Source organism: Bacteroidota bacterium, assembly GCA_016194975.1.
In the GTDB taxonomy this organism is placed as follows: domain Bacteria; phylum Bacteroidota; class Bacteroidia; order Palsa-965; family Palsa-965.
This window is the reverse complement of sequence record JACQAM010000006.1, coordinates 129,783-144,309: the sequence shown is the minus strand read 5'-3', so window position 1 is coordinate 144,309 and position 14,527 is coordinate 129,783. Positions and strand designations below refer to the sequence as shown.

10 protein-coding genes and 1 tRNA gene are annotated in these 14,527 nt (G+C 44.0%); 3 read left to right on the top strand and 8 right to left on the bottom strand.

All coding sequences use genetic code 11. The features are described from left to right. Positions 1–44: 44 nt before the first annotated feature. From asnB to cadA, 6 genes are read right to left on the bottom strand one after another with little or no spacing between them, the layout of a single operon-like run. Positions 45–2,036: an asparagine synthase (glutamine-hydrolyzing) gene (asnB, locus tag HY064_04290; GenBank protein MBI3509859.1), complete on the bottom strand. Its 1,992-nt coding sequence runs from the start codon at positions 2,034–2,036 to the stop codon at positions 45–47. Beyond that, positions 2,036–3,313 carry a hypothetical protein gene (locus tag HY064_04285; protein MBI3509858.1) on the bottom strand — a complete coding sequence of 426 codons (1,278 nt, stop codon included), beginning with the start codon at positions 3,311–3,313 and terminating at the stop codon, positions 2,036–2,038. Before HY064_04285 ends, asnB begins: the two co-directional genes overlap by 1 nt. Further along, a complete protein-coding gene (locus tag HY064_04280) occupies positions 3,310–5,040 on the bottom strand; it encodes a hypothetical protein (GenBank protein MBI3509857.1) in 1,731 nt (576 codons plus the stop codon). The genes HY064_04285 and HY064_04280 overlap by 4 nt, the downstream gene beginning before the upstream one ends. Further along, positions 5,037–6,212, bottom strand: coding sequence for a glycosyltransferase (locus HY064_04275; protein MBI3509856.1), 1,176 nt, complete (start codon positions 6,210–6,212; stop codon positions 5,037–5,039). Before HY064_04275 ends, HY064_04280 begins: the two co-directional genes overlap by 4 nt. 3 nt (positions 6,213–6,215) lie before the next feature. Continuing rightward, positions 6,216–7,007, bottom strand: coding sequence for an FkbM family methyltransferase (locus tag HY064_04270; GenBank protein ID MBI3509855.1), 792 nt, complete (start codon positions 7,005–7,007; stop codon positions 6,216–6,218). Position 7,008: 1 nt separating this feature from the next. Next, positions 7,009–9,144 carry a cadmium-translocating P-type ATPase gene (gene cadA / locus HY064_04265; GenBank protein MBI3509854.1) on the bottom strand — a complete coding sequence of 712 codons (2,136 nt, stop codon included), beginning with the start codon at positions 9,142–9,144 and terminating at the stop codon, positions 7,009–7,011. Between the two features lie 100 nt (positions 9,145–9,244). Between cadA and HY064_04260 the strand changes: the two genes are divergently transcribed. The 3 genes from HY064_04260 (at position 9,245) to HY064_04250 (ending at position 13,449) form a co-directional block, all read left to right on the top strand. After that, positions 9,245–9,318, top strand: a tRNA-His gene (locus HY064_04260). 360 nt (positions 9,319–9,678) lie between these two features. Continuing rightward, positions 9,679–12,666 carry a histidine kinase gene (locus HY064_04255; GenBank protein MBI3509853.1) on the top strand — a complete coding sequence of 996 codons (2,988 nt, stop codon included), beginning with the start codon at positions 9,679–9,681 and terminating at the stop codon, positions 12,664–12,666. A 30-nt stretch (positions 12,667–12,696) separates the two neighbouring features. Then, positions 12,697–13,449 (top strand): response regulator transcription factor, encoded by a 753-nt coding sequence (locus HY064_04250; protein ID MBI3509852.1) that lies wholly within the window; start codon positions 12,697–12,699, stop codon positions 13,447–13,449. Between the two features lie 17 nt (positions 13,450–13,466). On the opposite strand, the gene HY064_04245 is transcribed toward HY064_04250, so the two are convergent. Together HY064_04245 and HY064_04240 are read right to left on the bottom strand one after the other, a co-directional pair. Next, a complete protein-coding gene (locus tag HY064_04245) occupies positions 13,467–13,868 on the bottom strand; it encodes a hypothetical protein (protein MBI3509851.1) in 402 nt (133 codons plus the stop codon). A gap of 33 nt (positions 13,869–13,901) precedes the next feature. Further along, positions 13,902–14,516 (bottom strand): DUF255 domain-containing protein, encoded by a 615-nt coding sequence (locus tag HY064_04240; GenBank protein ID MBI3509850.1) that lies wholly within the window; start codon positions 14,514–14,516, stop codon positions 13,902–13,904. Positions 14,517–14,527 lie beyond the last annotated feature (11 nt).

Below are 14,527 nucleotides of genomic sequence, written 5' to 3'. Positions count from 1 at the left end.
GAAAAGAGCGCGTGTTGTTTCAGAATTGAAGATCTCAATAAGGTTCAAAGCCCCATTACTTTTCTCCACGCCGCGAATGCAATGAATTTGAAAGTTCTTCCATTCTCCGGTTTTCCTTCCACCGAAAAGAAAGAATCATAATCGCGGAGCAATTTTTCTTTTCTTACATAACCTTCCATCCCGGTTTCAAAATACGGGCGGAATTCATCTTTGAGTTTCGTGATCCATTTATTGTTCGGTGTGTTGTATCCCATTTTATCTTTTCGCGCAAGAATTTTTTCGGGAACGAATTGGTGCACGGCTTCACGAAGAATATATTTTGTGAATCCATTCCTGATCTTCATCATACCGGGAATACGGAACGCCGATTCGATGAGCAAATGATCGTCGGAGAAAGGTGTGCGCGATTCCACCGAATGCCACATTGAACAGCGATCCTCGCATTTGAGATATCCTTTCAGCCGCGTATTGATGAATTCGCCGCGCAAAGTTTCATTCAGTGAAGAAGGCAATTCTTTTTTTACAAAATTTTTTCTGTAGAGCGAGAGCAGTTCAGGATCAACGTAAGCAAGATCCGGGAAATATTGTTTCTGTATCAGCAACTGTTGTCCAACGGGAAGTGAAGGAACGAATCGCTGTTTGAGAAATTCTCTTTTCCTGTACGCACGCACATCAGGCCCGAAAGCGCGCATCTCATCACGCGCACGCATGCGCTGATTTTTTTCACGCAATTCATTCCAGAACGGAATGTAATAAGGAAAATAACCCGCAAACAATTCATCACCGCCTTGCCCGTCGAGCACTACTTTTATTCCGCAATCATGGGCCAGTTTCATCGTGCGGTATTGCGCGTAGGTACTCGTGCTCCAGATGGGAACATCCTGGCAGAAGACTAGTTTTTCAAGATCAGTAATCAATTCCTGCGGAGCCGGTGTCACCTTGTGCCATTCTGCTTTTGTGCGTGCAACGACTTCCGCTGCGAAATTACTTTCATCAATTTCCGGTTCGTCAAATGCAGCCGTAAAAACTTTCAGCTGATCGCCGATATTTATTTTTTCTTTTTCAGCAATAAAATGTGCGATCACACCTACGATGGAAGAACTGTCGATGCCGCCACTCAGGCAGGATCCAACCGGGACATCCGAACGCAGGCGGAGTTTCACCGCGTTGATAAAATTATTTTTTGTTTCGGCGATGTAGTGCTGGAAACGTTCTTCAGAAAGATCCGGCTGATCTTCTTTTTCCGGCAATGCATACCATTGACATTTCCTGAAATTCTTTCCGTCGAGGCCCAGCACAAAAGCATGTCCGGGAAAAAGTTCGATGATATTTTTGAAAAAACTTTCTTCGCGGTATTCTATTTCTCCCGCCACAAAATAATCTGCCGCAGCCAATGGGTTGAGTGAAGTGGAAACATATTTGTTTTTAAGAAAAGCTTTTTGTTCTGAGGCGAAAGTGAAAATATTTTTATCAGAATAATAATAGAATGGTTTCACTCCGAATCGGTCGCGCGAACCGAAGAGGATATTTTTCTTTTTATCGAAGAGCACGAACGCCCACATGCCATTGAAGTGCGTGGTGCAATTTTCTCCCCATTGATGATAAGCGGCAAGAACAACTTCTGTATCCGTTTGTGTTCTGAAAAAATAACCAAGCGCCAAAAGCTCTTCACGCAGTTCCGGAAAATTATAAATCTCGCCGTTGAAAGTGATCCACAATTCTTCATTGGCAAAACAAAGCGGCTGGTGGCCCCCGGGCGAAAGATCAATGATGGAAAGCCGGCGGTGGCCGAAAACAAGAACTGGATCCTGCTGATCAGAAATGGAATTGACGGGAGCGTGCGGATAGGAAGAAGAAATTATTTCCTGCGGAGTTTCTGCACCGGAACATTTTTCAATTTTCCCATTTTCATTCACACAAATAAATCCTTCTCCGTCCGGTCCGCGGTGGCGCAATGCATTATTCATCTCCACTGCAACGCGGTGAATTGCATTGACCGAAGAATTAAAACGTACTATGCCTGTTATGCCACACATCAGCGCCCTGAATTTCTTTTCATGAAATTTTTTACAAATGCGAGATCTTCCTTCGACGGAATTAAAATTTTCCATTCACCGCGGTTCCTGCTCATGATCATGAATCCTGCGAAAATGAAACCAGCGAGTAAAACGTAGGAGAGGGAAGAAGTATATCCAGCGCCATTTGTTCCGAAGTGATCGACCATGTATTGCGAGAGCAGCCACGTCGAGCCAAGTGCAAAAATGCTGCTGAGAAAATTCATGTAATGTTTTCCGGCTCCCGAAAAATAATGGGAGAAGACCGTGCTGAAACTAAGAAGGAGAATCCCCGGTGTGAGGGTTATAAAAACATTTTTCACTTCTGAAAAATCTTTCCCGAGCAGCCAGGTGTAAAAACCGGAAGGAAGGCAAACAAAAAAGATCACCGCCAACGAAGTAAGAATGAAACTGAATTTTCCCAAACGCAGAACCGCATTCCGTTCGAGTTTATGATCCGCGTTATTGGCAACGCGCGAAAGTGTAACCGCAGCAGCGCTCGCCGACAATAAAAGAATGGCTTCCGACAAAGAAAATGCAGTCGAATAAATTCCAACTGCGCCTTTGCCGTCTTTAAGTGTGCTTTGAAGCACATTGAAATTCCTGCTCTTGCAGAGTTGAAGACTTAAGCTTGCAAATTGTGTGAAGTAACCGTTCATGAATAAAAGAAGAAAAATATTTCTCGTTTCTTCAACGCGCATCGTTTCTACTTTTTTACTGACGAGATAAAGGCCGGTTAGAAATGCAAGCCCGTTGCCCGCCATTGCAGAATACAGGTAAGGATAAGATTTGTGCTGGTGAAATAAAAATAATGCGATGCACATAGAAAGGAACTGGATAGCGCCCTGGAAAATGAAAAGAAAATTGAATGCGCGAATGCGTTCCTGCCCGAGGAGAATATTCTGATTGAGCGAATGCAGTGAAATAAGAATTCCAATGATGAAAAGTTCTTTTGAATATTCCGTTGGAACCATTTGCCGGTTAAGCAGTATCCACCCGGTACCGGCTGTTGCGATGAAACTCCACACAATTCCAGTTATCATCAATTTGCGTATGCTCGTGCGCGGAACAAGATAAACGAGCGAAGGGCCTCCGGCGAGATCACTCACAAGGTGAATGATGGCGACGCCGACCATGAGCATGGAAATTTCTCCGCGTATATCCTTGCCGAGATAATGTGTGGTAAGCAGCATCATAAAAAAATTCAGCGCAGCAACACTGAGCCGGGCGGAAAAATTAGTGAGGATGTTGCGGATCATGAACGGAAGATATTCCGGATCATCAGGGAAAACTGGTGGCGGAAGTTATCAAAGTTAAAAGCAAATCGTTTGGCATCGACAAGCAAAGTATCCTCGTCAATGAAAGAGATCGTGTGCAATCCCCTGTTGTATTTCCATTGAGGCGGAGCTTCCAGGCGCTGCACTTCTCTCTCGGAAAAATTATGCGCGCTCAATTCCACAACTTCCTGCAGAACCACAGCACCTCCGTAGGTTTTACTGCAATCCTGCGCGGGGCGAAATAATTTTCCATCAACAACGAACGGAGTTCCGGCCGGGCGTGCCGATGCAATATCGCATTTCACAGGGTTGTTGGAATGCGGCGACCATTTACCGGAAATATCATCAGCATGAAAAATATAAAGTGAAGTATTGCTTTCTTCGCCGGCTTTCGTGCAGAAGATCCAGAATTTATTTTTCCATTGAAGTAGTGTGGTATCGACTGCAGGAAAATTTTCAAGAAGAATATTCTCAGCAGGATTATTTTTTTCAATTCCTGAATACAATGAAATTCTTCCCGACTGAAAACATTCCGGGATGAAAGCAGGTTCATTTTTCCCCGTCCGTACCCCGTCCGAATGGCTCGTCCGGGCGGGAGGCACGGGCGGGCATTGGAGAACAAATGGATAGGAGAGATGCTCTTTTTTTTCGAGAATTGTTTTTATTCCTGTTCCCGGGTAATTCATCGCACCGGCAATCACCCCTTTTTTCTTTTTGTAACTGTAATGTTCGAAAAGAATGGAATACTCATTTCCGTTTTTCCATCCGAAGGGATCGGCGTAATATTCATTCTTCGCAGGTTCGGGAAGCCATTCCGGTTTATTCACGAGCCCGGAATCAAGCATATCTTTTTTCGACTGATGGATAACAGCAACATGCCATTTTTCCGGCCGGAAAAGTTTGCGGAAACGGAAAGACCATTTTGCTTTTTTTACAAGGAGCCAGCAGCGGATCATCTGTGCATTGCGCGGGAACGTGTACACGCGCACCTCCGTGCGAACGGGCGTACCCGCGAGTGCAGGAGATTTCCCGAGTTGAATATCGATGAGCGCCTGCTTCATCCATGGGGTTGTGTTATATAACAACCGGTCGAGGTTTGCTTTGTAAGAACGATGAATGGTTTTGATCCATCCTTTACGGAGAATGATTCCCCCGTCCAATTTTTCAGTAAGCCGCTGAAGGATCGCTCCTGTGCGATTGATGTGAAAATAAATTTCCCAGAATCCGCCGGGGCCGCCGCGAATCAGTTGCTCATCGGCGTGATGAAAAGACCAGACGCCATAGCGGGGAAGCGTGAGTATTTTTCCGCGGATGATATTGAAAGCAAAACGGAGAATAACATCCGGTTGCTGTGAACTTATTTTTTCAAGATCGGCCTCCGTAAAATATTCAGAATACTTTCCCTTTTTCTCTGTTTGACAATGGATGATCGGAATGTGTTTCAATTCATCCTCCATGGAAACGATCTTCATGGCCGGAATTTTAAGTCGGAAGCGTTTGAAGAATCTCCAGAGAAAATTCCGGTAGGGATAAGAAACGATCCGTTGAAAAATATTCTTATGCGGAATAATTTCTTTTTCTTCGGCAATGAGCAATACGATCTCCACGGACGGCAGGGAAAGCACTTCGCGGATACAACCGGCTTCCCAGGATTCGAATTCATATTTCCTGCAGAGAATGGCGACGCGTATTTTATTTTTTCCCGTCATTCTTTTTTCAGCGAGTCATAAATTCCGGAAAGAATCTTTTCCGCGGCGGCGTAACTGTATTTTTCTTTTGCATTTCTGCTGATGGCCACTGCATCGAATTTATCAATAGACTTTTGCAGATCAAGGATCGCATTTATAAGTTCCGTTTCATTTCCCGTCTCCACAAGAATTCCATTGGAAGCATCGATCATTTGAGGAATGTGGCCGGTTCGTGTTGCGATGACAGGAATTCCGGAAAGTAAAGCTTCGATGATTGTCACCGGCATTCCTTCGAAATTACTGAAGAGGAGTAAAGCATCGGCATTTCTCATTGCGGATGCGATTTGCTCCGGCGTTCCGAATCCTTTGAAAAAAACATTTTCTTCAAGTCCTTTTTCATGAACCATCGCTTCGAATTTATTTCTTTCGGGACCTTCACCGATAATATCGAGCGTGATGCCATCCTGGATTTTCAGCTTTTCCATTACATTCAGGATACCGGAAATATTTTTTTCCCGATCAACAAGCATGGAAACATGCAGCAAATGAAATCCGTTTTTCTTCACTTTATTTTCCGCGGTGTGAAATATTCTTTCATCGGAACAATTCGGCAGCAGAATAAAATTATTAGTTAGGCCGTGTTTATGCATGGCTTGTTTCATCCGGTCAGAAACAACCGTAACGGCTCTGGCTTTTTCAACCATTTTCCGTGAATAATATTTCAGGATCGCACCTTTATAATTTCCGTCTTCAGGAAGATAACCCGACCAGTGCTCCGTTATTACAAGAGGAACCGGATATTTTTTCAGCAAGGGGAGTACTGCGATCGCCGCTGGCCAGATCACCTGGGCGTGAATAACAGATGGAGATCCATGTTCCGTAATTGCCATCTGAAAAATATTTTCCATCGCACGCATGTAATTCTTCTTTTTTGCAAGCTGGGAAAATACCGGGGCCGAAATTTTTGTTTTACCGTAATAGGATACAAGTTCAAGTAAATTATCCTTTTTGTTTTTTACAATTTCACTTCGCCCTTCTTCGAGTTTTTCATCCGCACACGCATACAATACGCTCACGCGATGCGTTGTGCTGAGCGCGTGCGCATGATCGCGGATAAAATTTCCGAGCGCAGGAAACTTCCGGTTCGGGTACCAGCTGCAAATAAAAAGGATATGCATTTTTTCGTTCTGCATAGTTCATTTCCTCGTAGCGAAGATTTCCAGCATGGAATCAAAACCATTTTCAACCGGCGTATTCCTGAACGGGGAAGAGGCAATATTATTGTTGAACCTGCAATGAAAATGAGCAGCGGAAAGCAATTCGAGCAAACGGGGCAATTGTTGTCGCTCTCCTCGCTCTCCGTGCCATTCTACAAAAATATTTTCAATCTGGTGAAGAACATCGCTGCAGTCTTCCAGTACTTTTAATTCCGCTCCTTCAATATCCATGATGAGCAGGTCTATTTTTTTTTCTCCGTTTATTTCATCGCGGAGGCGGACAGAAGGAATTTTTTCCGAACCTGTATTTATTTTTCCACCAAGCGCACCATCCGGACGAAAAGATACTGTTCCTTTTTCTATCCACACAGCCGCCGTTATTACCTCAACACCAGTGATCGAATTAGCAGCAAGATTTTTTTTCAGTAATTCAGCGTAATTTTTATCCGCTTCAAATGCGCGGATCTTTGCAGCGGGATATTTTTTCCGGAGGTAAAATATTTCAAGCCCGATGTTGGTGCCAATGGAATAAATGAGCGGTGAATTATTTTCATTCACAAAATCAAAAGCATGGTCGCGAACGATCGTTTCGTATTGATGGAGAAAAGCGGCAGCATGATTTGTTTCGAGATGATATCCCATGACGCGCAGGGAAATATTTTTTCCTGCTTTTACATTTCTGCATTTATTTTTGACGCGCAGGTATTCACGGAAATTCCTGTCGCGCATATAACGGAAAGCCGGTTTGAGAATTTCCCTGATCAATTGCATATCAGGAAAGTTTTTTTGTGCGGAGAAGAATGGAATTACCGATCACGATCACATCGGAAAAAGCCATCGCAAGCGCTGCGATCATCGGGTTGAGTAGCCCGGCTGCCGCAATGGGGATCGCGACCACGTTGTAGAAAAATGCCCAGAAAAGATTCTGACGGATTGTGCGCACGCTTGCTTTGCCAATGAGAAATGCCTCCCTGAGTTTTTTCATTTCGTTACTGCCCAGTAAAACCACCTGCGAACTCTGCATCGCGATACGTGAAGCATCACCGGGAGAGATTCCCACATTTGCAAGTGCGAGCGCGGGCGCATCATTGATCCCGTCGCCCACCATTGCAGTTTTTCCTTCCTTCACCAATTGTGCGATGACAGCAGATTTATTTTCAGGGAGCTGTTCTGCAAAAACTTTTTCAATTCCGGTTTGCGCCGCAACATGATCACATTTATTTTTCCGGTCACCGCTCAGCAGCACTGTTTGGATTTTTTTCATTTTCAGGAAAGCAATCATTTCTTTCATTCCCGGCCGAATCTCATCGTTGAGTGTAATGGATGCAGCGATGAAGTTATTTTTCAGAATATAAATGTCGGCATCGTTGCCATTATTTTCCGGCAAAATTCTCCACGAACCGATCTCCCATTTATTTCCGGAAGCATCTGTTCCACTGATCCCGATCCCTTTTTTTTCCTGTATAGAAGTAAAACCATTTACGATCACCGCATTTTTTTTCTCCAGTATCCCGCAGATCGATTTTGCCAGCGGGTGAGAAGAATTCTGTTCAAGAGTGAAAAGAATATTCTGCAACGATTCTTCCCTTTCATTTCCATTGACATTGATCTCGAAATTGGAAAATTTTCCGGTCGTAAGCGTTCCGGTTTTATCGAATACAATAGTTTTTACCGCAGCAATTTCTTCCAGCGTTCTTCCTCCGCGAATAAGAATTCCATTTCTCGCGGCGCGGCCTATTCCAACCATGACTGCGGTGGGAGTAGCCAATCCCATTGCGCACGGGCACGAGATGACGAGGACGGCAATGGCATGCATCATGGCAACTGACCATTCCATGCTGAAAAGAAAATGGGAGAACAGAAATGTGGCAATGGCAATGGCAAGCACAACGGGAACAAAAATTGCGCTGATGCGATCCGCAAGTTTTTGAACAGGAGGTTTTTCCTGTTGTGCCTGCTTTACCAGCTGAATAATTTTTGAAAGCGAAGTGTTTTTCCCGGTGCTTGTGATCTTCACCCGAAGCGGGCCGGCGAGAAGAATAGTTCCACCAGTAACAACAGATGAAGTATTTTTTTCTGCGGGAACACTTTCACCGGTGATCATCGCTTCGTTCACTGTACCATTTCCGGCAATGACAATTCCATCTGCAGGAAAACTTTCCCCGGTATTCACAAGGACGAGGTCATGCACTTTCAATTCGCGTGAAGCGATGTCGTTTATTTTTTCTTCATTGCCGGTCGTCGTAATCAGGTGCGCATTTTCAGGTTGAAGAGCAGAAAGTTCCGAAATGGCAGAAGTTGTTTTTTTTACTGAAATATGTTCGAGAAGATTTCCGAGAAGAACGAGCGTTATGATGGTGGCAGTAGTTTCGAAGAACATGTATTTTTCCGCGCCTTCCATTCCGGAATGCAGGTAATAGCCGGCGATGCTGTAAATAAAAGCAGCGGTCGATCCCATCAGGATGAGTACATCCATATTCGGAACGCCGCTTTTCAGTGAGCCGAACGAACTTTTTCCGAAGTGAATTGCACCGACGAGAAAAACAGGAATACAGAGAAGAAGTTGTGTTGCCGGCCTGAGGAGAAAATGATCATGCGGAAGAAAAAAATGCCCGAAGAAAAGCGGGATCGTAAAAAGCAGGCAGAACCAGAATTTTTCACGGATGCCGATCGTTATTTTTTTTTTCTCCTCCCCGCGGAGCACTTTATAACCGAGATCTTCAATTTCACCTATCACATCTTCCATGGATGCATTTTCCGCCATCTCCAGAGAAGCTTCGCCTGTGGCAAAATTTACCTGCACATCATGATATCCTTTCTTGGTAAGGCGTTTCGTGATGCCCGTTGCGCAATTCGCGCAATCCATTCCCTCAATTTTGAGGTCAATATGTTCTCCGTGATGATGCATATTCATTTACAAAGTTACGCATTTTGAGAGCGGAGTTTGTTTTGATGAACTGTCGGAAATTGTATCTTTGCCCCCGTTTCAGTTTTATTTTTTGCATACGGTGGCCATAGCTCAGTTGGTTAGAGCATCAGATTGTGGTTCTGAGGGTCGTGGGTTCGAGCCCCATTGGCCACCCGAAAAAAGTCTTCAGAGATGAAGACTTTTTTTTGATTTCTATAATTAAAAAACGATGGGGCGAGAAGTTTATCCCGAGTGAAGTTCGGCAATGCTGAACGAAAAGAGGGAAGCCCATTGGCCACCCGAAAAAAGGGTAGTGGGTCAGTTTGAAATTTTTGATATTTCTTTGAGCCTTTGTGACCTCGTAAGTATTTTCCAGATAAAAATTGTTTTGTTATCAATGAAATTTCGCGATGCCACAAAGACACAATGGCACTAAGTTTCAAACTGAAAATATTGTCAAAATCCAAACTGATACACTACCGAAAAAAGTTTTCAGTGATGGAGACTTTTTTTTATTTCTACATTTAGACTGGAATGAAGCGCTTCTGTAGTTTACTTTTTTTTCTCCAGTATTTTTTTCTTTCCGCGCAGGAAGGGCCGGTCATTGGTGGATTCCGCCACATCACGGTGAAAGATGGATTGCCGAGTTCAGAAATTTACAGGGTGATTCAGGATTCTAAAGGTTATATCTGGATGTGCACTGATGCAGGCGTGTGCAGGTACAACGGTTCATCGTTTCAGAATTTTACAACACATGAAGGCCTTGCCGACAATACTATTTTCCGGATAGAAGAAGCTTCTGACGGAAAAATATGGACGCAAGGATTTTCCGGAGCGCTCAGTTTTTTCGATGGAAAAAAATTCAATCCTGTTGCTGCGAATGATTCGCTGAAGATCATTTACAGCAACGGGCAAAAAGTAAGTTACTGCATGGTCACGGGAAATGACGGAAGCGTTACCACCGGCGGGCTTTACACAAATGGTTGTTACAAGCTGATAGAAGCCGATCATTATTCGCATTTGCATTCCTGTCCTTCACCGATCCCGATCGTTTATAATTCGCTTCGAATTACGTGGACCGATATTGCAGGAAATATTTTTTCTTATGGTTCCATGAACTCAGACAAACTTGATGGAGCTTTTTTTCATAATGATCACCTGGTTACGATAACTTTTCCGGAAGCGGTTACTTCCGCCACGAACAACCGGATGCTTGTTACAAAAGACAATCGTTTACTTTATTCTTTCCTGAACACACTTTATATTATTGATGGCAACGGTAGGGTTACTCAAAAAGAATTTGCAAAAACAATCATCGGCCTTAATGAAGATAAGGAGGGAAATATATGGGTGGCGTTCTATTACGGTGGCGTCGATCTTTTTACCAATGGTGATCTGAATGCGGAGGAAAAAATATTTTTTCCCGGGAAAACGGTCGGAACAGTTTTCGAAGACAATGAAGGAGGATTCTGGTTCGCTACAGTAGGTGAAGGGTTGTATTACCGCCCCGATATTCAATTCGGATACCTTACGGCGAGTGATGGAATTCCGGCAAATACGATCCTGTCACTAAGCAGTTTCGGAAAAAATAAAGTGCTGTTGGGTTTGCCGAATGCAACAGTCACGGTTTTTTCGCCCGACGAAAGCGGGAATAAAAATTTCAAATCAGCATTCATCGGCACTGATATGGATATTGCCATAGAAGCCATGATCTCCTCGGGCGATTCTGTTTTCCTGAGTGGAAACAGGAATTTGATTCTCGATTCAAACCTGAAAACAATCGGGATGTCAAAACTTACCGGCCATGAAAAAGGAATAACGCGCAACCCTGTGAATGGGAAATATTTTCTTTTTTCTCATTCCGATATTATGTGGTGCGAACGGAATTTCTCGATCGATTCCATCCAGCTTACTTCCCTGCGTTTTACCTCCGCGCTTTATACGCACGATGGAACACTGTGGCTCGGCGCATTGAATGGTTTATGGAAGATGGGGAAAAGTGTTCCGGAATATTATTCCGAAAAAATAAAAGATCTCCAGGTGAGAATTGACGCTATGTGTGAAGACGAATCAGGAAACCTCTGGATCTCGACTCGCGGCGAAGGTGTTATTGTTATGAATGGAGATAAACGATTTTTTTTCAATACGTCAAACGGATTGCCCAGCAATATTTGTCGCACCATAACGATCGATCCGCAAAACAGGATTTGGGTTGGAACGAATAACGGGCTTGCGATGATCAGCAATTTCAATTCGGGATCAGGAAAAGCAGACATCCGGAATTTCAATATCACCAATGGTTTACTTACGAATGAAGTGAAACTTCTGCTGGTCTTCGACAATAAGATATGGATCGGTAGCAACGATGGACTCTGCTGGATAAATATGGATCTGCTCGTGGAGAAACATCACGCACCTCCCGTGTACATATCGAGCGTGCGTACTGCGCACAGGGAATATGATCTCAACCAAACTGCAGAATTCAATTATGGCGATGAGGCGATACGTGTATTTCTCGATGGATTGGAATTCCGCGATCCCGCAGGATTGAAATTCCGTTATCGTCTTGCCGGTGGTGATGAAGAAGAATGGCTGATCACTTCGAACAGGGAGATCACTTTTTCAGGTCTTGCACCGGGGCAATACTCACTCGAAGTTTTTGCGATGAATGGCGATGGAACGATAAGCAAACAACCTGCTGTTTTTCATTTCATCGTTCATCCACCGATCTGGAGAACGTGGTGGTTCATTCTTCTTTCATTGATCGTCATTGTTTCTTTCATCTGGTACATCGCGATGTTGAGAACGAAACAACTTCGCAGGAGAAAAGAAGAAAAGATCCGGACCGAGCAGCGCATGTCGGAGTTGCGCTTGTCTGCATTGCGCGCGCAGATGAATCCGCATTTCATTTTCAACGCTATCAATTCCATCCAGCATTTCATTCTGAAAAACGATACCGATCAGGCTTATTCCTATCTCTCGAAATTTTCACGCCTCATTCGTCTCGTTCTCGATCAGTCTCGTTCCGATCTTGTTCCCGTGGACCAGGAAACAGATATTTTGAAATTGTATGTAGAGCTGGAGAAACTCCGGTTTGAACGTACGTTCCGTTTCGATCTTGAAGTGGATCCCTGGCTTGCGGAAAATAATATCCGTTTGCCCGGAATGCTTATTCAACCTTTCGTGGAAAATTCCATCTGGCACGGATTGCTTCCGAAACAGGAAGGAGAAGCGTTGATCAATGTGAAACTGAAACATGAAAAAGGACAAGTGATCATCACGATCGAAGACAATGGCGTGGGAAGAAGAGTGAGTAAAACCGCTGAACCTTCATTGGGAAGTGAGAAAAGAAAATCACATGGCATGAAGATCACGGAAGAACGTTTGCAGCTCAACGATCGTTCCGGCGAACAGCAACCTGTTATCACGATCACCGATCTTAAAGATCTTGGCGGAAAAGCACGGGGCACAAAAGTGGAAATACGCGTTTCATTTGAGAAGGAAACTGATGCCAATGAATGATTTGTTTTGTAAATTCACCACCGAAAATCCATGATACGTTCCATTCTCGTAGACGACGAACCCAAAAGCAGGGAAGTTTTACAAACTCTGCTCACCCGTTTTTGCCCGCAGGTAGAAATTGTGGGGACAGCAGGAAATGTGGAGGAAGCAAAAAAAGTTATTGCTGAAAAAGATCCTGAACTTATTTTTCTCGATGTGGAAATGCCCGGTGGAAACGGGTTTCGTTTACTCGACGAAGTGGAACGGAAAAATTCCGAAATAATTTTTGTCACTTCTTACGGCCATTACGCGATCCCCGCCCTGCGTTACAGCGCCATCGATTACCTGCTGAAACCGGTGGAGGTGGAAGAATTGAAGAGTGCAGTGGACAGGGCTGAGAAAAAAATTCAATCGGGCAATCATAACCGCGAAGTTTATCAAACGCTCAATAGCAATCTGCGCCAGCCGCCAACACTTCAGAAACTTGCGATTCACGGAGTGAACGAAATTAAATTCACGCCGCTCAATGATATCGTTCGCATGGAAGGAGATAATAATTACACTTTTATTTTTACGGCAAGCGGCGAGAAATTCCATTCTGCAAAAACACTGAAAGATTATGAAGAGATGCTGGCGCCGTTGCAGAAATTCATCCGTATTCACAAAACTCATCTCGTGAACGCCGATCATATTTATAGTTTCATCAAATCAGAAGGAGGATGCGTGGTGATGTCAGACGGATCGCGGGTGGAAGTTTCAAGAAGAAAAAAACAAGAGCTGATGGAACGGCTGGGATTGCACTGAGAGATTTAAAATCCGAATTATTTACTCTTCAATTGTCCTTCCAGCCCCTGTATCAATAATTCTTTCTTCGCAATTTCCATTCTCAGTCGTTCCACTTCAAGACGCAAATTCTCATTCTCTGTTCTCAGTTGAATTTCTTCCGGCGCCCAGATATTCACATTGTAGAAAGGTTGTTCAATCTCACCCGGCACGGCATTCGGATCACGGAAGAAACTGTAAAGCGGAATGCGGAGTTCCTTTGAGATCAATTCCAGTGTGCGGATCTCGATGGTGTTTTCCGCGAGCGCACGATCGAGCGCAGCTTCTGAAACGCCAATGTAATCGACCAGTTGTTTGTAGGTGAGATTTTTTGCACTGAGTACAGCAACTATCCTTTCCTTGAGATCAGGAGCCGTGTGCAGTTCGCCGGGAGTTTCCATTTCCTTCACTGTAATTTCAGATCGCTTTTTCGTTCAATGAGGAGCAGGAACATTTTGTTGTTGCTGATTAGGATCAGGCGGTGGAAGTTCTGATTTGAAGATCTTCAGAAAATCATCATACGTCATTGTCTTTTCTTTGTCTTCCCCGTAATAATGAATATAAGGTTCGAATTGTTCGGGCGACATATATCCCTGCATGATGGTAAACGTCATCCTGTCTTTTGAAATAAAAGCAAAGGAAGGATAGGAGAGACGTCCCTGCAGAACAGTGATCGCAAAATCATTGGCGCTTCGTTGTCCCACCGGCCCGCGGTTCCAGAATTTCTGCCCGTTGAAAATTACAGTGTCATGAGTTTCTGCATCGAAATGAACACAGTAATAATGTTCGTTCATGTATTTAGCGATGGTAGGATTTTTAAAAGTATTTGCATCCATCGTCTTACACCATCCGCACCAGCTGGTACTGATGTCAAGAAAAATTTTCCGCGGATTCTGATCGCTGAGTTTCTGCGCTTCTTCCAGCGTGTACCATTTTATTTCCGTGGAATCCTCAACTTTCAGATCATTCGCTTTAGCAATGCTGTGCATCCACGCATAAGCGGCTGCAGAGAGCGAGAGAACGAAGAACAATACGAGGGTCTTTTTCATGATGGCATTTT